Origin of the sequence: Bifidobacterium sp. UTCIF-39, assembly GCF_006408715.1 — a bacterium.
GTDB classification, from domain to species: domain Bacteria; phylum Actinomycetota; class Actinomycetes; order Actinomycetales; family Bifidobacteriaceae; genus Galliscardovia; species Galliscardovia tissieri.
In genome coordinates this window covers 13,335-37,107 of the sequence record NZ_JEOG01000017.1, presented here as the reverse complement: position 1 = coordinate 37,107, position 23,773 = coordinate 13,335, and the positions used below count along the sequence as shown (strand labels likewise).

Here is a 23,773-nt window from a genome sequence, read left to right as displayed (position 1 = left end):
TTCATATACGCCTTCGTCTGCTGCGCCTTGACGACACACGCAGTATTTTGTTTCAGGTTTCTGGACAGGCGTGGTTGCGCTGAATGCCGGCGCAACCACGCCACAGGAAGGAACGGCATCATGGAACTGCGCGTGCTGCGGTATTTTCTGGCGGTCGCCGAGGAAGGCAACATCACACGGGCCGCCCAACTCCTACGCCTCTCCCAGCCCACGCTCTCCCGGCAACTCAAACAACTCGAAGAGGAACTCGGCGTCACCCTCTTCCATCGCGGACCACACACCATCACCCTCACCGACGAAGGGCAACTCCTCCGCGAGCGCGCACAATCCATCGTCGCCCTCACCGACAAAACCGTCGGCGAACTCAAACGATCCGCCCACGAACTCACCGGCGAAATCGTCATCGGATGCGGCGAAGTACGCGCCATGACCTACCTCTCCCAGCACATGAGCGCCTTCCGCGCCCTGCATCCCAACGTCAAATTCCACGTGACCAGCACCACATCCGACCTTATTCAGGAACGGATCGAACAAGGACTTATGGACTTCGGTCTGCTCACCGAACCAGTCGACGTCGACCAATACGACTATCTGCGTCCCGGAATCCCCGACCATTGGGGTGCGTTCGTGCCCGACGACCATCCATTGGCCACGCGAGAGACGGTCACGCCCGACGATCTGCGTGGTACACCGCTCATTCTGCCGTCACGTGCATCCGTACGTCGACTGCTCATCAACTGGTTCGACGACAACGCCCACGACTCCCAATTCAACAGTCTCACCATCGCCGGCTACTGCAATCTCCCCGGCAACGGGGCGAATATGGCGGCCAACGGCATGGGCATCTACCTGTGCTACGACCTCGGCAACACCTACCCCGGCGTACGCATGATCCCGCTGAGTCCGGCATTGGACTGCGAAACCGTGTTCGTCTGGAAAAAGCAGGGTATGCGATCACCTGCGGCCATTGAATTCGCGCGATATCTCGGATAACCACTCAAACGGCAAAACGGCAATTATCCGCAATTATCCGGACGGCGGAAGGATGGCAGACGTATCCAGACGCGTCTGCCATCCTCCGCATATCCGCAATGCAGTTCCGCGCGTATTCTACGCAAGCAACGCGTCGCGGCGGGCGATCAGCGCGTCGATGGCGGCATCCCCTTCGATCACGGTGAAGGTGATCGTCTTGCGTTCGCTGGTCTGGGGCGCGATCATGTGCAGATCGCCGCGCTGCTCATGCCAGCCGCGGCCATGCACGCTGGAGTTCGACGGTTCGAGACCGACCACATAGTCACCGGAGCCCATCGACTTCCACTCCATGAAATACGGGAAGTCCTTGGCCGCGAAGTCGATGACGACGCCCAGTCCAAGCCCGCAGTTCACCACGGCGGCGAAGCTGCGGCCGTCCTTGTCCGCGGCCAGATCATGCAGGTATACGCTTTCCGGCTTGTTCGCCTCCGGGGCGCCGATCTCGTTCCACGGGGTGGTGTCCGCGGCTGTGGTGTCATCGCGCGGCGTGGCCTTGCGGCTAGGAATGATCACCTGCGCGCCGTTGTCCAGCAGCGGCCAGCCGAAGTTGCAGTGATACATCCACATCAGCGGTTCGTTGCGGAAGCTTTCGTTGGTCACCTCGTCCTCGACCGTGATCGACGGGGTGCCGTAGACGCTGGTGATGCGACGGCGCAGCACCATGTTCTCGCCGAACAGTTCGGCCTCGCGCATCTCGCCGCTCAGTTCCAGCACGTAGTCGCCATCGGCGGTCCAGTGGGCGTCGGAGCAGATGTGCTCGGCGGGCGTGGTGCGGATACGGCCGTGCATCGGATAGCTGCCGGCCGGGTAGTCGCTGCCCTCAGGCGTCACGTACGGGGCGCAGATGTTCTCGAATCCGCAGGTAAAGAACAGACCGCCCATAATCGAACGCTGTGCCTCCAATCCGTTGGTGTCGAACTGGTTGCGGCCGTTGAGTCCCGGCTTGGACAGGAACGTGAGGTTCTCACCACGGTATTCGATCTGGGCCACGTCCAGCGCACGATCCGCCATGGACATGAACCGCAGCGGACCGTTCTTCACCTCGATGGCGCGCAGCCCGTGGGCGCGTCCCTCCTGATACTCGATCGGACGCACGTAGGCGGCCTGCTGAATGCTGCCCATATGGGCGAGCATATCGACGCGGGTGGGTTTGTCGGTACCCCGTACCGGGGCATTGTTCGTTGGCATGATCCTGCCTTTCATCTGATCATCTGGTGAAACCATCGCCGGTTCGTGGTTCGTACGGCATCCACGCCGGCGAATCCAATCCCCACAATACTAGAAACCGGTTTCACAATCTGCCGGGAAATGAATATCCACGCTTTTGACACCTATCCCCCGTTCACTAGGCAGATTCGGAGAATCCTCGGGATCTAATACGCCTTCGCTAGGCACTCGCCATAATAGCCCACAACAAGAAAACAGAGAGTTCTGCTAGAACCTATCCCATGAAGCCAATACACGGAGTAAATCACGTAAGCCATAATTTCCCGACAACCTAGGGAAGCGAGGATAGATGCTTGCAAAGATCACAATCTGCCTAGGGAAAGCCATATAGACCGCCAGACCGGAGCCCCCCTCCCCAAAAACGCGTTTGCCTCCGCAGACAGCCGCCCCCACCCACCCTGATCCCCGTTCGGGCTTGTCCACAGTGCCGATAGACTATTACGCGGATTTATGGGAATCCTCGCGGGGGCTACGTCATCAATCCGTGTCCGCGTCCGGCCAACAGAACCGGATTCCGCCGCGTCATCCGCTGTCCGTCCGTCATACGACACGGCACGCGGAATCGACATCGCACGGAGACACCAATGACGACCGAAATCGGCTGGATTCCATTCATGCACTACGAATACGACACGATCCGAGATATCTGCGAGGTGCCCTATGCCGACCACGCCAACGACCACGCCAACAACCAGCCAGAAGACCAGCCAATCGAAAACCCCGATCCTTCCCATCATCATCATGATGGTCGGCTCGTTCACCGCAATTCTCAATCAGACGCTCATGACGTCAGCGCTGCCTCATCTGATGATCGAATTCAACATCACCAGCAACACGGCACAATGGCTGAGCACCGGTTTCATGCTCACCAACGGCATCATGATCCCGATCACAGCCTTCCTGATCCAGCGGTTCACCACGCGTCAGCTGTTCTTCTATGCGGTGGGCATGTTCCTGTTCGGCACGATCGTCTGCACTGCGGCCCCCGGATTCTGGGTGCTGTTGGCCGGCCGAGTGCTGCAGGCGTGCGGGGCTGGCATTCTCATGCCGTTGCTGCAAACCGTGCTGTTCCTCACCTTCCCGCCAGAGAAGCGCGGCACGGCGATGGGCTGGTTCGGACTGGTCATCGCGTTCGCCCCGGCGCTGGGTCCCACATTGTCAGGTCTGATCATTGACTTCCTGCCATGGCGCTTCCTGTTCGTGCCGTTGATCGTGATCGCCGTAATCGTGCTGGCCGCCGCCATCCCCACGGTGCGGAACGTGACGGAACAGACCGATCCGAGCATTGACATTCCGTCGATCATCCTGTCCACGCTTGGTTTCGGCGGTCTGCTGCTTGGCTTCAGTCTGGCCGGTCAGGCGGGATGGACGTCGCCCGAGACGCTGGGAACGCTGATCGTGGGCGTGGTGGCGTTGTGCGTGTTCATCTACCGACAGATGCATCTGAATCAGCCGATGCTCAACTTCCGCGTGTTCTCCCGACCGATGTTCAGTCTGTCGATGATCGTGGTGGTATTGGTGTTCGTCACCTTCATCACCTCGATGAACATCCTGCCGATGTACATCCAGAACTCGCTCGGCATGACCGCCCTGCAATCCGGTCTGCTGCTGATGGGCGGCGGCGTGGCCGAAGGCGTGTTCAATCCGATTGCCGGCAGACTGTTCGACCGGTTCGGCATTCGCAGGCTCGCTCCGCCGGCAATCGCACTGGTCACGATCGCGGCGTTCGCCTTATCCCGTATGACCGCAGACACGCCGGCGTGGTATCCGGCGGTGTTCTTCACCCTGATGATGGCCGGCGTGGCGTTCTGCCTGATGCCGTTGACCACCACGGCGCTCAACCAGTTGACCGGACCGCTCATCCCCCACGGCACCGCCATGAACAACACGCTTCGTCAGACGATGGCCGCCATCGGCATCGCCCTGTATTTCACGATCATGACCATGAACACGCTGCCCGCATCGCAGGCGGGCTCGGCTCAGGCCGGACTCGCGCATGGCGTGGATGCCGTGTTCACCGTGTCTACGATCGTGGCATTCACCGCGTTCGTGTTGTCGTTCTTCGTTCGGGAACGGCCGAAGACGAACGCCTGAATTGCCTCCGGCAACCGTCGGCGAACTCCCTCCCTCGCCTACACCTACGCATACGTCTACGTATACGCCACCCCCGTCGAGGGGTGTGCCGTATGGTGAGAGATTATGACGTTGACTGGTACTTCATGCCCGGTTGATTCGGGCGGTTTCATTGGCGCCATCTCCCAGTGGCTGGTCGGTCTGATGAGCACGCTGGGAGGATTCGGCACCGGATTCGCCGTATTTCTGGAAAACCTGTTCCCTCCGATCCCCAGCGAGGTGATTCTGCCGCTGGCCGGACTCACCGCCGCGCAGGGTCACATGGGTCTGGCCGAGGCGATCATCGGCGCGACCTGCGGTTCGGTCGCCGGCGCACTGGTGCTGTACGGCATCGCCCGGGCGGTGGGCGCCGACCGCATCCGTCGCCTGTTCGACCGGATGCCGCTGACCGAGGCCTCCGACATCGACAAGGCGAACGCATGGTTCGACCGCTATGGATCCGTTTCGATTCTCGTGGGCCGCGTGATTCCGGTGGTGCGCAGCCTGATCTCCATTCCCGCCGGCATCGCCAAGACCAACCCGCTGCGTTTCACCCTGCTCACCGCGATCGGCTCGGCCGTGTGGAACACGTTCCTGGTGATGGCCGGATACCTGCTCGGTGGCCAGTGGTGCGGCATTCTCACGATTCTCGACCGATTCGAATACGTGGTGATCATCGCCGCGGTCGTATTCGTAATCTGGTACGTGTCGCGCAAGCTGTTCACGCGACGAGGCCGGCACGCGCGCAAGTAGCGTAGTGCTTCACTAGCAAAAATACGGGCTGAATAAGACGGTTCCCGCGATTCGTAGTGTGGTACGGACGGTTTCACCTCCGAAAACGTCCGGTAGCCTCTACGAATTGCCGATTTCGTCCTATTCAGCCCGTATTTCGTAGTCGGGGCGGCTTTCCCGATGACGTGCATCACTCGGGGCTCTTCAGAGCGCCCACCATGTCGATGCGGTCAAGCGACTTGTTGGTCGCCCATTCGACCATGAGCGTGAACACGAGCGCGAGCAGCGCGGCCACCGCGTAGCAGTACCAGGCCACGTTCGGCACGATGTTCATGCCCGGCAGATCAAGCTGGCTGAGCAGGAATCCGAGCAGCCCGCGTCCACACGGCAAGCCGATCGCAATGCCGATGACGCTGAGCAACAGCAGCTCCTTGTTCACGTAGCCGTGCACCTCTTTGCGTCGGAAACCCAGCACCTTGATGGTGGCGAGCTCACGCTCACGTTCGGAGATGTTCGTGGAAGCGAGCGTGTACAGCACCACAATGGCCAGGATCGCCGCCATGACCACAATGAAGCCGATCATCACGAAGAAGATCATGAAGCTCTTCGAGAAGTCGCGCGTCTGCTTGGCCGTGCTCACCACGGACAGGTATTCATCCTGCGTAGCAAGCCGGTCGGCGAACGAGATCTGCGCATCATCATCGCCGTCCACGGTGATCAGATCGGCGTTGAGCTGCAGATCCCCGGAATCGCTTCCGGCATCGGTCCCGGAACCGGCATCATCCGCCATGAACGCCTGCCTGTAAGCGCTTTCGGTCATGACCACGATGTTGCCGGTGTAGTACTGCGCCACGCCGGTGACGGCGATATCAGCATCGTCCATCATGGCGTCGGCGAGGTTGACCGTGCTGTTGTTCTGCAGTCCCAAGGTCTCCGCCGCGTTGGCGGTCACGATGGCCGCAGCCTTGCCGGATGCGCCGCCGGTGCCGGAATCCTTGAGCGTCAGCGGTTCGCCGTCCGTGGTGTGCAGATCGAGGTAGCCGTCGAGCGATTCCCCATCGGGCACCACCATAAGCTGCACGGTGAGCTTCTCGTCGGAGGTCTCCGAAGACGAAGACCCAGAAGACCCGGATTCCCCATCCGCAGCGGACAGCGTAGCGCTCTCGACATGCAGCGGCAGCGTGGACTTCACCGCGGAATCCTTGTCGAGATCGTCCTGCACCTTGTCATAATCAGCCGGCTTGGTCACGGCCATCACATCGTAGGTGGCGATCTCACTGAACTGCCGCGGCATCAGCGTCAGCGCGGAGTTGCCCATGCCGAAGCCCGCCGTCATAAGCGCGGTGCATCCCACCACGCCGACGATCACCATAAGCGCACGGCTCTTGTAGCGGAACAGATTACGCGCGGTCACCTTACCGAGGAACGACAGATGGTTCCAGATGAATCCGATGCGCTGCAGCAGAATCGTCTTGCCGGCCTTCGGTGCCTTGGGGCGCATGAGTTCGGCCGGTTCGAGCCGCAGGGATCCTCCGCAGACCACCATCGCGCTGCCGGTGATAAGCACCAGGAACAGCAGGATGCCGCCGATGCCGATCGTCCAGTCGATGATCAGCGGGTAGGTGGGGATCACGTAGAGGATGTGCAGCATGCGTTTGGTGAACACGAACGGCAATCCCAGCAGACCGATGAGATCACCGATCACACCGCCCGCGATCACCGCCGACGCCGAATACAGCAGGTACTTGAGCATAGTCTCATGCCGCGTGTAGCCGAGCGCCTTGCATGTGCCGATGAGCTGGCGGTCCTCCTCCACCATGCGCGCCACGGCCGTCAGGCTCACGAGGATCGCGATGACGAGGAACAGGATCGGGAACAGCTTGCCGAGACGGGAGATCATCTCGCTTTCGGTCTTCACATCCGCGTAGCTGGCGAGCGCGTTGCGGTCGCGGATGATCCATTTGGCCGTGGGAATGGCGTCGAGCTTGCTGCTCAGCTGCGCTTCGGCGTCGGCGATCTTCTGTTCGGCGACGGCCTTGGCGGGGTTGGTGTCGGGCAGGGCGTCGATTGTTGCCTTCTGCTCGTTGAGCTTGTCTTCGATGGGCTGGCGGATGGCATCCTTGACCGTGTTCGTGCGTGCCTGTTCGCGTTCGGATTGGATGGTTTCGATGGCCTTCTGGGTATCGGCCACGCGGGTGGTGTAATCCTCGTGATACGTGTTCAGTTCCTTGGCACCGGACACGGATACGATCACGGATGTGTACGGGGATTCGGTATCGACGACCGCGTCGGAGGACACGAAGAGCGGGTATACGGTTTTGGCTCCGGATACGAGTGCCATCGGACCGGACGGGTTGACGATGTCGTTCGGGTCGATGACCGTGCCGACGATCATGTAGTCGCCATCGTCGAAGGTGCCTGTCGTACTGTCCGTGTCGGACGTATCGGATTCGGACGAGTCGGTTGTCATCGACGTATTGTCGGCAACGGCCGTCACCGCGGTCGCGGTCGTTTCGGGGGTGAAAGTCATCGTATCGCCGATGTGCTTGCCGCTGTCGTCGAGATACTGCTGCGTGACGGCGATCTCATGATCGCTCTTCGGCAGTCGTCCGTTCTGGAGATACGGTTCGTCGAGGTGACGATCGTTGAGTGCGCTCACCGTGGCCGAGGCCTGTGCGCCGTCGATTCTGGTGTAGGCGCTTTCGGTGCGCTGCCCGGCGGCGTCGGCCACGCCGTCCGCGTTGCGGATGGCGGCGATGTCGTCGTCATCGAATCCTAGGGTCGACACGATGGTGAGATCGTGCATGGACGTGCCGTCGAAGAAGTCGTCGAGACCGCCGCGCAGATCGTTGCCGATGGACGACAGGGCGCCCATCATCATCACGCCGACCGCGCAGATCACCGCGATGGCGGCGAATCGTTTGCTGTTGCCGGCGATGGCCCGCCATGCGTCCTTCCACAGGGCGCCGTGTCCGCCACGGCGCCGGGTGCGAGTATGAGTCTGTGCCATCGTATGTCACCTACCATTCGATGTCGGCGATGGGGGTCGGGTTCGGATTGGCCGTGATCTCGGTGACCTTGCCCGACCGGAAGCGGATCAGACGGTCGCCCATGGGGGCGAGCGCGGAGTTGTGGGTGACGAGCGCCACGGTGATGCCGCGTTGGCGGCAGGAGTCCTGCAAGAGCTGGAGGATCTGCTTGCCGGTGTTGTAGTCGAGTGCGCCGGTCGGCTCGTCGCACAGCAGCAGCTTGGGGTTCTTGGCGAGGGCGCGGGCGATGGACACGCGCTGCTGTTCGCCGCCGGACAGCTGTGCCGGGAAGTTGGCAAGGCGCTCGCCGAGGCCAACCTTGTCGAGTGTTTCTCGTGCGTCGAGGGCGTTGGGGCAGATCTGCGACGCGAGTTCCACGTTTTCGAGTGCGGTGAGGTTGGGGACGAGGTTGTAGAACTGGAAGACGAAGCCGACGTCAAAGCGACGGTAGTCGGTCAGCTGCGCTTCGGTGGCCTTGGTGATGTCCATGCCATCGAGGATCACGCTGCCGGATGTGGCGCGGTCCATACCGCCGAGGATGTTGAGTGCCGTGGATTTGCCGGCACCGGATGCGCCGAGGATGACGGCGAGTTCACCCTGTTCGATGTCGAAGGTGGCGTGGTTGAGCGCCAGAACAGCCGACTCGCTGCTGCCATACTGACGCACGACGTCATGGAATTCAAGGAATGACATGCTGGTTGGTTCCTCTCGTTAATCACTCGACACTATGTCGTCGGATAACACGATAATGAGGCAAGCATCAATCATCAACCGACAATTTCGGCGAACCTATCGAGCGATTCGCAACGAATACAGCAAGCACCGCCAATCAGCGTTCACCAAGGAGCGAGACCATGGCCAAGAAGAATCCGGAACAGACCGGGCAGACCATTCGCAACATCAAGGAGGCGTTTTGGAAGCTCTATGAGGAAAAGCCCATCGAGAAGATCAGCGTCAAGCAGATCACCGACCTAGCCGGCTACAACCGGGCCACATTCTACCTGTACTTCTCCTCGGTGCGAGACGTGCGTGACCAGATCGAGGACGACCTGATCGCCCAGCGCAACGCGATGCTCAACGCATCAATGCATGACGGCAAACTTGCCATCACACCCAAACTCACGGATGTGCCCATGACGCTGTTCCGCTACGGCAAGGTGCTGCTCGGCCCGCACGGCGACCCGAAGTTCGTGGAGCGCGCCGAAAACAGCGTCTGGCCGTACATCCAGCCCATCCTCTTCCCTGACACCCCGGATATCGAGGACATCAGCGACCCACAGGAGCGTCAGCGGCTGGAACTACTCAAGCATTTCTATCTCTCGGGCATCCTCGGCCTGTTCCGCGCGGCGCTCAACAATCCCGACCTCATCAACCCCACCAAAATCGGCCGGTTCATGTCCGAAGAGCTCCTTCCCCGCATCGTGCCACAGGACGCGAGCACGAGCGCTGGCGAAAGCCAAACATCCAAGCCCAACGAGCACGCCGAAAGCACCCGCGCATAACCGGAGCAAAAAGACTAGGCCCAATCTTCATTCTTCACAAGAGAAGATTCACATCAATCTTCATCTTCGGCAAGTGAAGACCGGGCGGGATATCAGTCGGCATATCGCTTTCGTTGTTTGCACAGAAGACAACTGGTGCGATCATGGTACAGCCGTCATTGAACTGCTCATCACATATGCGACTTGTAATTTGTGGCGCTATTGCCACCATCGGGCAACTGTTGTGCGATCACTACGTTTTCGACGCCGGTGCAGGAGATTGCCTGTTTGACCATATCTTCGACCACGGCGTTGCTTTTCCCTCGACTTTGCAGAACCCGTCTTCGTGGCCATGCTCCCCCATAATCTTCTCGTTTGTACGGTTTGGGCTAACGGATAATGTTATAAGACACTGACGATATGACGCACGCCTGGCGCACGACATAGATTCAAGCAAAGCACAATCATCCGTAAGTGCATCCGCCACCCCCCTTTCAGAGAATGCGGAGCTACCACACGGAAGACAATCTCAGCGGTCAAAATGGTAGTCGGCGCCGAAGAACAACCGCCATGCAACGAGAACATCCTGATAGTTGGCGGTGAGGAAGAACTGAAGCCGGCGAATGCTCTTTGCCGGGATTCCGCCTTTGTTATGGGCGAGGGAGACCGTTCCATCGGAATTCAGCACAAAACGCGCAAGATCATGACGGGAGCCCTGCGCAATATGAACGTGCACGCCGTGGTCTCGATCAAGCGCCGTGAAATAGATGGAATAACCAGCGAAGCTGAAAATCTCAGGCATTGGCATATTCGCGATCAATGGCACGAAGCCCATCCACAGTGGGCTTCACCCGCATGAACCAGTGGTGGAGGAACGATTCCCCTTCAGTTCCGAACGTGGAGGAAAGAATCTGCCCATCATTGTTCAGCACTGCTTTGCGAGGATAGCCGTCTTCGCTGATGATGATGTTGTCGTCATCCCACTGTGTGGTAATCCCCATCATGGTGAAAGTGTTCTCAGCGTTCATCGCATACTCCGGTCGCTTGCTTGCCTGTAACGATACTATCTCGATTGCATCCGCAATACGAGAGTCGCCCCGAAAAAGCATGGCACGCATGAAGGCAAGCGCCTCTCTGGGACTCAACCGGGTGTCGGCGGCATCGGCATCTGACCACTGCATCCAATCCCATGCTTACTTCTCCTCGGCGGCGTCGTCTTTGAGGGCTCGCAGCAAGGCTGTGTCACGGTGGGCGACCACCTTGCGGCCGTCCTCGCCCTGCCAGGAGAAGAAGCCTTTGCTGGTTTTCGCACCGAGGTCGCCGGCCTTGACCTTCTCGGCGAGCAGCAGGCTCGGGCCGGTGCCGTTGTTCATGTCGTCGAATTTGTTTTCAGCTTAATCGCACCCAGAACAGCCAGACGCGATTCACGCCGCGTACGTCGTCAGTCCTTGCGACACACCACGAAGACGATGCCGGTCAGCGCGTCGCCGTAGGTGTTGAACACGCGACGCATCTCAATCACGCGCGCACGCAGATCCGGATGCGTCAACACATTGCGCGAGGCCGAGCAGCACACGACCATCGAACGCGCTAGACTCACCGGCAAGCCGCGCGGTTTTCTTCATTTTCTCTTTTACACAACGAATGAAACCGCACGACCCCTACACACCAAAATACGAAGAGCCACTTTGCAGGAAAGTGTCGAGTTTACGGCCACGCTCTCCGACGACGAACAGACAATCACCATCAGCCCGGCGCACGGCGACAACGCAAAAGGGTGGCGACCGCACCATCACGATCGCCACTCTCCGGCCCTCGCTTCAGGGGAATTCCCCAGAGGAATCACAAGGAATTGAATAATACCCCCGAACCAAGCAATGGAATCAGGGGACTATCCTCGCATCGGCGGGATAGCCTTGCATCAGTTCCTCCGTGGTGAGCGTGTACTCGGTGTAGGGGATTCCCTCAGACGACGCGGAACCGCCCCAAGCCTGTTGCACCATGCCAATCAACTGGGTTCCGTCGATCAGATGCACCCTTTCCCGCTGGCCCAGTGCGATGGCCTGCGAGGAGTATCCGCCCGTGGTCATGTACATGAGCTCCTGCGTGCCCTCCAATACGTTCGCATCGACGAGTTTACGCACCGCTGGCAGACCCACGTTGGAATGCACGTTCAGACATGAACAGGCCACCAGACCTTCCACGCCACCAAGCTCGGCGGTGAAATCGAATCCGGGCTCATTGTATTCGGTCACCTCATATCCCTGCTGGCGGCACAGATCGGCGCAGAAATGGCTGAACAGGTCAGGCTTGCCATAGAACGTCTGAATCAGCTCGGCCAGACTGGTCGCATGACGTGCCTGTGACATGACCGAGCCTTGGTTCATCTTCGTCTGCTCCTGCGGAATCAGACTGATATCGGTCCCCTTGGAACGCAACTCGGTGATCAGCGAATACAGATGCACCGGATTGGGACACCTGACCTCCCACGCACCGACGGACAGCGTGCTGTCTCCCCCGATCAATGAGTTCGAGCTCCTTCGTGCGTCCTTGGTGCCATCGGCCTTGGCATACTCCCAGTGCGGATAGACAAGGGTGAACTCGTTGACCGCCACCGGCTGACCGCGTTTTTTCAGCTTGAATTTTCCTACCGGGAAAACAATGTTGAATTCACTTGCGAAATCACTGCGCTTCTTTCTGCCATACGCCCAGATGCCGATGACGATGACGGCGATGATGATGATTGCTTCCATGGCTTCCTCTCATTGATTGGAATGATTGATCGCGATCCAGATCACACGGCCGCCAGCGACCGGTTATGAATGAAGAATCCATCCGTATCGGTATAGACGACCATCCACGCCATGAACACGAGCAACGTGATGGCGATCTGTCCGATGGACGGACCTGCGGTAATGGATGCGACGACGGCGATGATGCAGACGTTCGTGATGAACGCGTACAGGCAGCTCTGCGCGAAGTTGCCCAGCATACGGAGCATGAGGTCATGCACGGTCTGCGAGGTAACCACGAACGGCACCACCACGATGGCGGCGACCACGGCCACGATGGCGATGTATATCAACACCCGCCAGACGATCATCTGGGCATTCACCCACCCAAGCGCGTAATCCACCAGCCATGCGGAGAACAGTGCGATGCAGATGGTGGCAATCAACGATCCCAACAGCTTCCAGACCTTCGACATCAGCTTGTTCTTCGTGCGCTCATAGTCGGAATCACCTACGATCGAATATCCTCCCCGCTGATAGGGGGAGAACAGGAACGGGCCGAACAGCATGTTGAGCATCATCATGAGCGGTGACTGAATGGCTCCCTGCACGATGAGCACAAGGATGCTCACCAGGACAAACGGACTGGTCGTGATATTGAACAGACCGGTATCAACGTGCATGAACGCGTTGAGCAGAGCAAATATGCCGCCCGAGAACGGCAGGGCGCTCAGCCCCTGCGCGAATTCCGCGCCGGTCTCCGGATCAATGCTGGTGCGGATCATGACCGCGATCAGCCAGAATCCGACAATGAACCCGACAAGCAGGTATATCTTCTTTTGCATAGTCTCATCTCGTTTCCAGTTCACATACGGCTATCTGAAGGAAGCCGGCTATCAGCCGATGGCAGAAAGCGCGATCACGCCGGAGGCACCAATCATCACGATCGCGCCCAGCACATACACCGCAACGCGCTTCACCCTTGCGGTATCCGGAACATTATCGGCAACGTTCAGCAGCAAGGCACCAACGAACAGCACCGCAGCAGGCACCAAGGCGGACATCATGGCCTGCCACGGCAGGAGCCCTCCCGTCAGAGTGAGCCCGCTGGTACCGACGGCATTCGAAACGGCATTGTCCATCCCGCCGATTCGTGACAGCAGGAACGTGGCCACACCCGTCATGACGATGTAGCAGATTCCGCTTTGGAATCGATCACCTGCCGTCAGGACGCGAACATATTTCGTGCTCAGATACAGTGCGATGAACGTGCAGAAAACCACAAACGAGAACAGCGCTCCCCTGCCCGGCGTCATGGCTGTCATGGTATAGCCGTCGGGTAGCTGGCCCATAAGCTTGGCGACCACCTGAGTCTGCACGATGGCGACAAAAGGCCCGACCAACAAACTGCAGATGAGTCCCAGACCGAGGGACAGGAAGGTGATTGGCGTAACGTGCAGCGACTGGGATGACGCGGCCGTTGCGGCGGAGGTCGGTGCGGGGGCGGCGGCGAATTGTGCGGACGTACCGGCAGCGTTTCCTCCGGCAGAGCCGGCACCATACGGGCTGCCTGCCCCCTGCGCTGGCGTGCCCCATGACGATGCGGATGACGACGATGGCGAACCGCCGGAATATGACGTCGCGGCACCGGAAGGATTCATTGTCCCCCAGCCGGATGACGCTCCCGCCGGCTGTGGCGTAGGAGCCGGAGCGGGCGAGGGACTAGGACTAGGACTACCCCAGGCGGAACCGTTCGAGGCGGAGGACGAAGGACCCGGTGCCGGAGCGGGGCTACCCCATGGGGATGCGTTCGACGCAGAGGACGAGGGAGACGGAGCGGGAGCGGGGCTACCCCATGCAGAACCGCTCGAGGATGCTGACGAGGGAGCCGGAGCGGGCGAACCCCATGCAGATGAGGATTTACCCTGCGCGCTGTGGCTCTGTTGCGATTTCGATGACGTCTTGGAGGTATTCGCCTTGTTCGGATTCGGGGTCCCCCATCCTCCAGCATTCGACGTATACGGACTGGACTGGTTATTGCGTGGCATGGCGTACGCTCCTTATCTCCTTAACTCCCCGCTGCGCCACCGGGCACAGCGCTCATTCTGCCTTCGGCCGACAGGCGCTCTCGCATCGGATCAGTGCCGACCGAACGGCAGGAATTTCTTCATCTTGTCGATTACGCTCGGGTTGGCCGCCTCGTAAGCAGCCAAGCCGTCGATGATCATGCCGAACAACGCGGTGAAATGGCCCTTGGGAAACGCGGTACCGTAGGTCTGCGAGAATCTGACGGCCACATGCTTGTCGAATTTGCGTTCATCCTCCACGTACTTCGTCAGTTCGGAGGACTTCATATGCATACCGGTCAGCTGGCTCGTCAGGAACCGTGCCAGATCGATCGCCATGGCGTTCTGGTGAAGCTGGTCGGCGGATGCCCCGAAGCAACACGAATCCAAGGCCATCAGCAGCAGAATGTCATCGATCCGCTTGGAGCTGACCACGTTGCCGGCCACCTGCTTCATCACGGTCATGTCATACGTTGACGGCACCGCTTTCAATTGCAACGTGGCACCCGATTTCGACGTAAGCACCACCGGGGTGATGGCGTCACCGACGGAGGCGACGAAGGCATTGACCTGATTCCCGGCCGCGCTCAACGGCAGACGCGGCCCAGTCTGCATAAGCGCATTGCACAGACCGTCGATGACCATGGGATCGGGATTCCGCTGGGCATATGCGTTCGCCAGATTCGTTATGTGGAATTGATAGTCGATCAGTGTCAGACGCGCAGGCAACGGCAACGACACGTCCTTGCACAATGCGACGATGGCGCGATAGTCATCGTATACGCGGTTGTCCACACGCAGGATGGGAAGCATCGCACTGGCCTGATCGATCTTGGTACGGTACCAGGTAAGGGGCATCGGAACCATACTGCGCACCGTCTGCGCGCAGACGCACAGCAGCGCGGCGGAAGGGGTGTTTCCGATCGTCCGCTCGCATACGGCAACGACGTCCCTGGCATGGTCCTGCCAAAAATCCTTCGGCAAATACGGCCCCGTTGTTTTCAGGAAGGCAAGAAATGCTCCCGGATCGTGGGAAGTCCGCGCCTGCTCCGCGAGCAGCGACACAACCAGCGATTGCAGACCGCTGGCGTAGCAGGACTGCAGATACCCGATTCGCGTCCGGGAGCCTTCCCCATCGGAGGACATGTACAACGTGTGGAACGCCGTGTACGCCATCGTCACACTGGACGGCAGACCGGAGGCGGCGGAACCGCCCATAGCGCCCGCACCGGTCGGGTCTCCCTCCAGAATGATCAGCAGATCGACCATGCATCCCAACCGCGGGTCGGCACTGAGGGAACCCGCGAAATCGGTGACCAGACGGCGCGTGCCATTACCATCCGGATGATGCACCACAACCTTGATGATCTTGTCGAGCGCCGTCGCATTACGCGTCCCCAATGCGGCTTTCATCTGCGCTGCGGACATGCCCGGTCGCAGATCAATGCCCTTCGCCACGGCGTCAAGCACCGCCTGTGATGTCCATTGCGCGTAAGCGTGCACGGTCCACGGCAGCGATGTTCCGGTGCCGCCGCTGAGTCCAAGATTCACATCCGGATTGCCGGTCAGCTCGTCGAACAGCACCACGTCGACCTTCTCGCCCAGCTGGGCGAGCACCGTATCGGCGAGCGCGTGCGACTGCGCATACATGTCCTGGCTCGGTACCGCATTGGTGAACACACCGAACAGCAGATCCAGCGCACGCTCCCGCGCGGTCAGCGCATACGTCTTGTCGCTTCTGGTCGCATACCCGAACACGTCGGCGAGCAACGTGCGCTTGTCCTCGGGGAACACCGTCGTGCGGCATTCGTCGAAGAGACGATCGGACACCTTGCGGAGTACGTCGCCGCCGCAGTGGTCTCTCATGAAGACCAGTGCCCGTTCGGCAGCGGATGTGTCGAGCTCATCGAAGGCGGTCAGTCCCTGCACCAGTTGGAACAACGTGTAGGCGTCGGCGATCACGATGTCGGCCGTCGTATGGTCGGTGGCGTTGAGGAAGTCGTGGAATCGATGCAGGCTGTCCGGTACGGTCTGCATGGCGTCCACGAGGAAATCGCACAGCTGCCGAACGGTTTCGTCGACCATAGGGTTCGGCAGAGGTACTTCGCCGCGTTCGTCGAATACGTAGTTGCTCATGGCGAGCTGCGGCAGCGAGCCGTTCATGCCGTCCACGCCACGCATGATGTGCGCATCGGCGGCCATGGGGTCGTATTCGTAGGTGGAGAATGAGTAGGTGTACGCCTGCCGCAGCGGCAATGCCATCTGCAGCGCGGCGACCCACAGGTTGAAGTTTTCGGCGCTGTCCCGGATGATGATGCGACGCAACGCTCCTCCCTGCTCACGGTTGAGGAAGCAGGCGAGCATGAGCTTGAGCATCTCGTCACGGTCATCATCCATGAGGAAGTCCTGCACCGCATCGAAGGTGATCTCGTCGTTGGGTTCGATGTCGAGCGTGCCCAACATCGCGGGACGTTCGTCGCTGCGCGCCTTGGTGATGTCCATGGTGCGTTGGAAGCTCGGCGATTCAAGGTACTCGCACGGATAGGTGCCGGTCTGCATCATCGTCGCCAGCGGCAATGCGACGGCGTGGGCGATGAAGTTTCCGCCACGGATGGATCCCTCCGGGTAATCCCGTCCGATATAAGTGGATAGCGCCATGCCGTAGAGCGCGTCCGGACCGGACAATGGTCCGCTGTAATCGCGCTTGGGATAGCATTCCTCGATCTGTTCGGGGGTGGGCAACGGCGGGTACTGGTCTCCCACGGGTGCCTTGTACTGTTCGAGGACGCCGATGGCGTTGCGGTTGGCGATCCACTGTCGCATGCCCGGCGAGTACGAGTACACCTGATAGCCGGATGATTGTCCCTCGATGCCCTGTCTGCATGAGGTGTAGATGATCTGTTCGGTTTTCATCGATCAATCCTTCCGGTCAGAGTACCTTGTTGAGGTGCAGCAGCCAGAACATGGCGTCCTCGATGCGCTTGGGAATCGGCGGGGCGATAGTGCCGTCGCTCGCGGGTTCGCGACCGTATGCGGAGAACGCGAAGCAGTGGTTGGTGGCGTAGTTCATGTCAAGGGTGTTGATGAAGCTGCCATAGTCCCATCGGTCGAGCATCGACCTCACTTCCTGATTCACCGAGTCGGCGTCGGTGTCATCGAACATGCCGCGCTGCACGTGCGGCGATGGCTGGGACAGTCTTCCTCCCGGAGGCAGCAGATTCTTGTCTTCAAGCACATCGAGCTTGGAGAATGCCGCAGCCACGGGGATGGCGATCTTCTGGCTTTCCTTCAACCCGTTCTGGTCGCGGATGAGCCTGGCAACGTCATTGATCACCTTCGTGGGGTCGGAGTCCGGCTCGTAGTCGGCGGAGATGGACGCGCGGATGGACGCATCGTCACTAATGGCATCACGGACATGCTGATTGGCCAGTGGATCGATAAGGAACACGATGCCGGATGACTTGGCCACGTATTTGGCCACGACCTGGATGGTATCCATATTGGTCCAATCCTCACCGGCGGAATCGAAGAACACCAGCATCTTCGGCTTCACCTTGCCGAAGAACCCACTGGACTGCATTTTCAGCATGCCAAGGATGGGCCTGTTCTCCGTCATGGTGTTGCCGGTTAGATGTGTTGTGGTCTGCGGGATAGGCTGCCCCTTGTACAGGTAGTCCTCGAACCGCGTGCGGTATTCACGCTGGTCCTCGCTGCCGTACAGCTGGAATGTGCCATGGAACGGGCCGAACAGGTGCTTCATCATCTCATGGATGAGCACGCCCACGTAGGTGCTCTTGCCCGAGCCTCGGGTACCGATCAGGGAGATGATCATGGCCTCGTCATTGTCGATGGTGGACGGCAACGTGTTATGGCATGACGGGCATACCCTTGTGCGACTGACCTGACGGCACCAGTCGCAGACCGCGCTATCCGGCATGGAGAATTTAGGCGTCTTGTGAGCGCGGAAATGATGAGGTCCAAGCGGGGCCTGACTCAGATGCTTGTATTCCTGCATCTTCTTGTCGGGCTCACCAGCACCGGGAACACCCACGATCTTCCCGCTGGGGTCGCGCTGGGCGCAGATCATACGGGAGTCGCAGGCGAACTCCACGTCACCAATGGCATGCTCGGCGAAACAGAATGGGCATACATACTTCAATTTCATGGTGATCATCCAATCTCCGGACTGGTTCCGGCGGCTTGTGTGAGTGATGATGTCTGATAGATGCTGAGGTCCTTGAAGAACAATTTGGCGAACATGCCCTTATTGAGCGAGCCCGCCGGCAGTTCGATACGATGCGTGCCGCCGCCGTTCTGCGCCGGAATGGACGCAACGAGCAGTCCTTGATTGCTGTACGCCGGTATCACGCCCATCTGTGCGCGGAGTTCCATCTCCGGGAGGCTGTCCGTGGATTCGATGACCAGCGTGGCGCTTTTGATCTTGCCGAGCAGGCTTTTGCGCACCTCCACGTGATAGGTGGCCTTACTGGCCTTCCCGAAGGAGAACATCCTGTTGCTGCCGGCCGAGTAGGAGGCGGAGTCGCCGCTGCCGAGCCTGGCAAACAGACTGAAATAATAGGGGACGTTGGGCTGGATTCCCTTGACAATGATCGCCTTATGCAGATCGTAGGTTCTGCGGTTCACGCTTGTGACCGTGGCACCACGCTCCTCCGCCGAGGCGGGATATCGATCGGTACGCCATGCCAGCAGCACACGGTCGGATTCCTCGGGCCAGTCGAACAGCACCACGGCGTTCGCACCACTGGCCGTGATGTTCGTGATCTCCACCGCACGTCTGCTTGACACCGTGGCGCTGGCGCCGATCACGGCCTGACCGTTCTTCACGGTGGCGGCGACGATATGGTAGATGGAGTCATCCGGCAGGGTGAACGTACCGGTGTCGTCCCCGGTCGCGGTGATCGGCAGCGGCATGGTCTGCGCGTTCAGCTCGCTTTCCGCGACGATATCGCCGTCCTTGAAGGGAAGGTCTCCCGTGGTGTAGGAGAACCGGGCCTCGCCGCCCTCGGGCACCTCCCATTCCAGCGTGAACGAACCATCGGCCTGCAGCTGGGCGAACAGGAAGTCGATGGGCTCGGGCGGAGCGGCGGGAATACCGGAGCATTGCACGCCCTGCGAATAGACGGTTCGGCCGTTCGCGAGACGATAGCTCACGAAGATCGCGTAGTAATAGGTGACGTCGTTCCTCAGCCCCTGATCAAGCAATCCGGAGCTCACGACATTCGTCACCTGTTCGCCGTCCCCGGGCCGGGTCGGCGCATGATCGGTGCGACGCCATACCGCCACCACCCCGGTACCCGGTATTCCATTCCATGTGATCTGAATCGTCGATTGGCTGGGCGACACCTTGACGTTGGCCACGTCGAACAGCACAGTGACGGTTTTCGACGCCGTAAGTGCGGATGACAATGGCCCGAGTTTCACCACGACCGCATAACCGTATGGCTCGCCCGCCTCAACCGTACGATCCACGAAGCTCGTACCGGACGTTTCCGCAAGGCGCTCGCCGTCATGCTCGTCCAGAGGATGGCTTCCCTGCTTGCGCAGCAGCACATAGCTGACCTCTTTGCTCGACGATGCGGGCCACGACACATACATGCAGTGGGCGGTGCCATCCGGGCGCACGGTGACATCGGCAACGGGTTTCGGCGGGTTAGCCGCCAAGGCTGCGGCCAATCCCGGATAATCGTGACAGGCGTTGTACGCTTCCAACACGCTGGAGATCGTGCGCGGAGCAGCCTCCATGGCGGCCTTCGCACGGGCCACACCGGCGTCGATCGCGTCCCGAAGTTCCCGGTTTTCGAATTTGGGAGAACGTCGACGGATGCCGTCGTATAGTTTGCCTGCCTCGATGAGATTCAGTGCCTTCACGGCGTCGGTAAGCCGCCGTGCAGATGGCCCGACCAAGGTGCGCTGTTGGGCGATGGTCTGTTTGACGGCCTTCGCCTCGGCAAATCCCGGCCATAGATTCGCCGCCTGATCGGCAAGCTGGTCGGCGTCGTCGAACCGCAGGGCTCCGGCCAATGATTTCGCCTCGTCGCACATGGCGGATGCCTGGGCGAGGTTGGTATAGTCGAATCCGCACTGGCCGCAGTAGTGCACGTCTGCACGGTTGGTATGGTGGCACTGGGGGCAGTTTTCGAGAATCCTGCCGCCGCAGGATGAGCAGTTCACCGCATCGGGATCCGCCAATGCGCCACACCACGGACACGGCTTCGGCAGCCTCGACTCGTCGGCATGCTCGGCCGGCGGCATATAGAGGATGCTGCTCTTGCCACAGAACCACAGCAGATAGCCACTGGCCTCATCTCGGGTGATCGGATGACCGTTCTTCGCACCGGCCTCATACAGACGGTCAACGTACTGGTCGGCGAGCGCGGAGTCGAGCTTCTTGGTGACGCTTGTGATCTCCTTGACCTCGTCGAGGATACCCATCAGGGCTTCGTACGCAAGGTACTCGTCATAGGCGGCACGGCTGGCATCATCCTTGAACGTGGTGCCGATGCACAGGTTGTACAGCTTCTGATGATCGGAAACGTCCATGTTCACCTTGTTGGGCAAAGCCTTTTTTGCGGCTTCGGCCTTGGCCCGCCATGTGGCCGTGGGCACGCTTCTCACCTTGGTGTTGCCCGGGTCAAGCATGTCATAGAGGTTGGCGTGGCCGTAGACCTTGAGCTTGGACTCCTGACCGTGGTATTTGCTGTATGACTTGGGTCTGGCCAGCTCGGTGCCCTTGGGCCCTTCCTCCTGCTCCTTGACGGGTACGCCATGTACGCGGCTGCGCACATCGGCGTCGGTGATGGTGCAGTTACACTGCTTGCTGACCTTCTGTGCGATCTTGGTGATCTCCCCGGTGAGGATATATCCTCGGGCGGCATACAGTTTCACCTGCTTGGTGATGGACTTCTCCACGATGTTCTTGGCCTCAAGAAACACCTGCTGGCGCTGTTCCGGTGCGTTCAGCGTATTCGCTGTCTTGAGCAGTTCGAGAGCCCGCTGGGCGGCCGGGTCGCCGCCTGCACGGTTGGCGCGCTGCGACAGTTTGGGCCGCACTGCGGCGACCGCCTGAGCGATGCGCTGTTCCGGTGCCGGGTCGGATTCAAGACTGTTGGCGAAATCGAACAGTCCGAGAATCAGATAGAGGTTATCCTGTGCCAAGGTTCATTCACTCCGTGTGATGTCGTGTGCTTCCATGTGATGTGTGCTTATGCGGCCAACGGTCAGCTGATGGCTCGCGCGATCTTGGAGAAGCTTTCGCTCAGGTGGCTGAGATCGGTTAATCCGGAAAGATCCTGGATCGAGGAGATCTTCTGGAGGAATTGCTCATCAGCCTCGCCGATGCCGATGCCGATGGTGTCGATTCCCATATCGTTGCACCGCTGTGCTTCGCTCACTGCGGATCTAGCATCGAACCAGATGCCGTCCGTGAGGATGATGATCAGCTTGGCCCCGTCGAATTCGGAAAGCAACGGAGGCATATGGCCCAAGGGACTCTCCGTGCCGTATCCGGTCTCGCGTCCCACTTTCAGACGGTTGATGCAGTCACGAAGAGCACGCTCGTCGTGTGTGGGTGAACAGAAGTTCGCGAATTCATCGCCGAATCCTCCCACACCGATGGCGAATATCGACAGGTCGAGCTGGCTGACAAAATCGTTTGCCGCCCTGATCGCCTCCTGTAATGGATGTCCACTCATGCTGCCGGACAGATCGATCAGCAGATACACCGTCCCCGGTTCCGCCACGGATTCCGGCTGGTTATCCGCCGGACTGCCGTCGGTCCAGCTCATATCCTCCGAGATGGGTTCGCGGTGCATGACCAGCTGCCGACCGGTCTCCTGCTGGACCGCGGATACCTGGATCACACCGTTTTCGTCGTACCGGTAGCTGACGTTGATTATGGTCCGGCCACCTTGCACGTACGGAATGTCTGAGAACACGTACTTGCCGGCCACCTCGTTGTCAAGCGGTCTGGTCTCGGCCCCCTGCAGCAGATACACCTCCAGTTCACCACCGGAACGGGGCACACGCAGCTCGGCGGAACGCGTGTTCTCCGCCGGAATCGACGAGTTCTTCGGGATGAGCACGCCATTGACATATCGACTTCTATCCGTCGACTCCAGAATCATGCCGAGAGCGTGCGACGTGGCATCGGAAATGCGTTTGCCGCCGATGAGCATCCGCGGGGCCGCAGCCGTTCCCCCGCCTGTGGTCGCACGTCGGCCAGCACCGATCGTCAGCATCGGCGACGCGTGACCAGCCGCGTCCTGATTGGCGCGGATGGCCGCACCAAGGGCCACGGCCTCGTCCACGTTCACGCCTCCCAGCGGTGGCTTGCCCGACATGCGCGTGATGTAGTCGCGCACCTGCAACATGCGGGTGGAACCGCCCACCAGAATGGCACCGTCAACGTCGGCCCATGTGACTCTGGGCCTGACGCTCGCAAACAGGCGGTCGACGATATCCGAGGTCTCCTGCAGCATGAAGCTCGTCACATCGTCGAAGGTCTCGCGATCCAGCACGTATTTGCCACGGTGTCCTTCGAAGTTTACGGCGATCGTGGCGGACGGCGCCTTGGTCAGGCGCTTTTTCGCGCTTTCCGCCATCACCGTGAGCCGGGCGAGTTCCTCATCGTTGTCGGTCAGATCGATGTCGAACTCGTCCGAGAACTGTTCGATGATCCATCTGGCCACGGCATCGTCCCAGTCCTTGCCGCCCAGGATGTGACTGCCATCGGAGCCGAGCACGCGGATGGAGTCGCCGTCCACCTCGGCCAGTGTGACGTCGAATGTGCCACCGCCCAGATCGTAGATCAGCACCTTCTGATGCGTGTCTTTACCGTTGAGACCATAGGCGAATGCGGCTGCGGTCGGTTCGTTGAGAATGCCGAGCACGTTGATGCCGGCGCGGCGGCCGGCCTCGATCGTGGCTTCGCGTTCGGAGTTGCGGAAGTATGCCGGCACGGTGATGTATGCACCGTCGATCTTCTCTCCGCCCACCTGTTCGGCCTGTCGGACAAGCCCCTGCAACAGCATGCCGGACAAGTCAATGGGAGTATAGTCACGGCCGGCCATGCGGATGGTGTAATCCGACTGCCCCATATACCGCTTGAAGAACGCGGCGGTGTTGGTATCGCCGAGCTCCTGCTGCTCCTTGGCTTCCGTTCCGAACAGGATTCGCCCGTCGGGGGCGATGCCAACCACGGATGGTGTCACGGCACCGCCTTCGGCGTTCGGAATCACCTCGGCTCGGCCTGTCTGAGGATTGATACGGGCCACCGCAGAATACGTTGTACCTAGATCAATACCAACCGAAATACCCATATCTTGTCTCCTACCTGCTCGACT

The 23,773-nt window shown here is 60.0% G+C and carries 18 protein-coding genes; 4 read left to right on the top strand and 14 right to left on the bottom strand.

The genetic code is table 11. From position 1 onward, the window contains the following. Positions 1-120 precede the first annotated feature (120 nt). Entirely contained in the window at positions 121-993 is an 873-nt protein-coding gene (locus EP30_RS07755; protein ID WP_094661857.1) for a LysR family transcriptional regulator, read from the top strand. 117 nt (positions 994-1,110) lie between these two features. On the opposite strand, the gene EP30_RS07750 is transcribed toward EP30_RS07755, so the two are convergent. Then, positions 1,111-2,220: an aldose 1-epimerase family protein gene (locus EP30_RS07750; RefSeq protein ID WP_140557574.1), complete on the bottom strand. Its 1,110-nt coding sequence runs from the start codon at positions 2,218-2,220 to the stop codon at positions 1,111-1,113. Positions 2,221-2,919: 699 nt separating this feature from the next. On the opposite strand from EP30_RS07750, the gene EP30_RS07745 reads away from it, so the two are divergent. Continuing rightward, complete coding sequence (locus EP30_RS07745; RefSeq protein WP_140557571.1) at positions 2,920-4,353, top strand: MDR family MFS transporter; 1,434 nt, start codon at positions 2,920-2,922, stop codon at positions 4,351-4,353. Positions 4,354-4,458: 105 nt separating this feature from the next. Beyond that, positions 4,459-5,124, top strand: a complete 666-nt coding sequence (locus EP30_RS07740) for a DedA family protein (protein ID WP_140557569.1) — start codon at positions 4,459-4,461, stop codon at positions 5,122-5,124. Positions 5,125-5,293: 169 nt separating this feature from the next. On the opposite strand, the gene EP30_RS07735 is transcribed toward EP30_RS07740, so the two are convergent. Continuing rightward, positions 5,294-8,113 (bottom strand): ABC transporter permease, encoded by a 2,820-nt coding sequence (locus EP30_RS07735; RefSeq protein ID WP_140557566.1) that lies wholly within the window; start codon positions 8,111-8,113, stop codon positions 5,294-5,296. A 10-nt stretch (positions 8,114-8,123) separates the two neighbouring features. Continuing rightward, on the bottom strand, positions 8,124-8,825 hold the full coding sequence (locus EP30_RS07730) for an ABC transporter ATP-binding protein (protein ID WP_140557564.1): 702 nt from the start codon (positions 8,823-8,825) through the stop codon (positions 8,124-8,126). A 161-nt stretch (positions 8,826-8,986) separates the two neighbouring features. On the opposite strand from EP30_RS07730, the gene EP30_RS07725 reads away from it, so the two are divergent. Beyond that, positions 8,987-9,634 carry a TetR/AcrR family transcriptional regulator gene (locus tag EP30_RS07725; RefSeq protein ID WP_140557561.1) on the top strand — a complete coding sequence of 216 codons (648 nt, stop codon included), beginning with the start codon at positions 8,987-8,989 and terminating at the stop codon, positions 9,632-9,634. Positions 9,635-10,142: 508 nt separating this feature from the next. On the opposite strand, the gene EP30_RS07720 is transcribed toward EP30_RS07725, so the two are convergent. The 11 genes from EP30_RS07720 to EP30_RS07675 form a co-directional block, all read right to left on the bottom strand. Continuing rightward, positions 10,143-10,415, bottom strand: a complete 273-nt coding sequence (locus EP30_RS07720) for a DUF4160 domain-containing protein (protein WP_181160846.1) — start codon at positions 10,413-10,415, stop codon at positions 10,143-10,145. Continuing rightward, the gene (locus EP30_RS07715; RefSeq protein ID WP_140557556.1) at positions 10,408-10,794 is read right to left on the bottom strand and encodes a hypothetical protein; all 387 of its coding nucleotides are present in this window, start codon (positions 10,792-10,794) and stop codon (positions 10,408-10,410) included. The genes EP30_RS07720 and EP30_RS07715 overlap by 8 nt, the downstream gene beginning before the upstream one ends. A 12-nt stretch (positions 10,795-10,806) precedes the next feature. Continuing rightward, positions 10,807-10,986: a hypothetical protein gene (locus EP30_RS07710; RefSeq protein WP_258185428.1), complete on the bottom strand. Its 180-nt coding sequence runs from the start codon at positions 10,984-10,986 to the stop codon at positions 10,807-10,809. Positions 10,987-11,054: 68 nt separating this feature from the next. Beyond that, complete coding sequence (locus tag EP30_RS10935) at positions 11,055-11,219, bottom strand: hypothetical protein (protein WP_181160845.1); 165 nt, start codon at positions 11,217-11,219, stop codon at positions 11,055-11,057. A 277-nt stretch (positions 11,220-11,496) separates the two neighbouring features. Next, entirely contained in the window at positions 11,497-12,366 is an 870-nt protein-coding gene (locus EP30_RS07705) for a restriction endonuclease (protein ID WP_140557554.1), read from the bottom strand. Between the two features lie 41 nt (positions 12,367-12,407). Beyond that, positions 12,408-13,190: a hypothetical protein gene (locus tag EP30_RS07700; protein ID WP_140557551.1), complete on the bottom strand. Its 783-nt coding sequence runs from the start codon at positions 13,188-13,190 to the stop codon at positions 12,408-12,410. A 51-nt stretch (positions 13,191-13,241) separates the two neighbouring features. Beyond that, entirely contained in the window at positions 13,242-14,006 is a 765-nt protein-coding gene (locus tag EP30_RS07695; protein ID WP_140557549.1) for a hypothetical protein, read from the bottom strand. Positions 14,007-14,483: 477 nt separating this feature from the next. Continuing rightward, positions 14,484-17,324: a hypothetical protein gene (locus EP30_RS07690; protein WP_140557547.1), complete on the bottom strand. Its 2,841-nt coding sequence runs from the start codon at positions 17,322-17,324 to the stop codon at positions 14,484-14,486. Positions 17,325-17,340: 16 nt separating this feature from the next. Further along, complete coding sequence (locus EP30_RS07685) at positions 17,341-18,576, bottom strand: hypothetical protein (protein WP_140557544.1); 1,236 nt, start codon at positions 18,574-18,576, stop codon at positions 17,341-17,343. A gap of 5 nt (positions 18,577-18,581) precedes the next feature. Next, entirely contained in the window at positions 18,582-21,587 is a 3,006-nt protein-coding gene (locus EP30_RS07680; RefSeq protein WP_140557540.1) for a zinc ribbon domain-containing protein, read from the bottom strand. 62 nt (positions 21,588-21,649) lie between these two features. Then, positions 21,650-23,749, bottom strand: coding sequence for an Hsp70 family protein (locus EP30_RS07675; protein WP_140557538.1), 2,100 nt, complete (start codon positions 23,747-23,749; stop codon positions 21,650-21,652). Positions 23,750-23,773 lie beyond the last annotated feature (24 nt).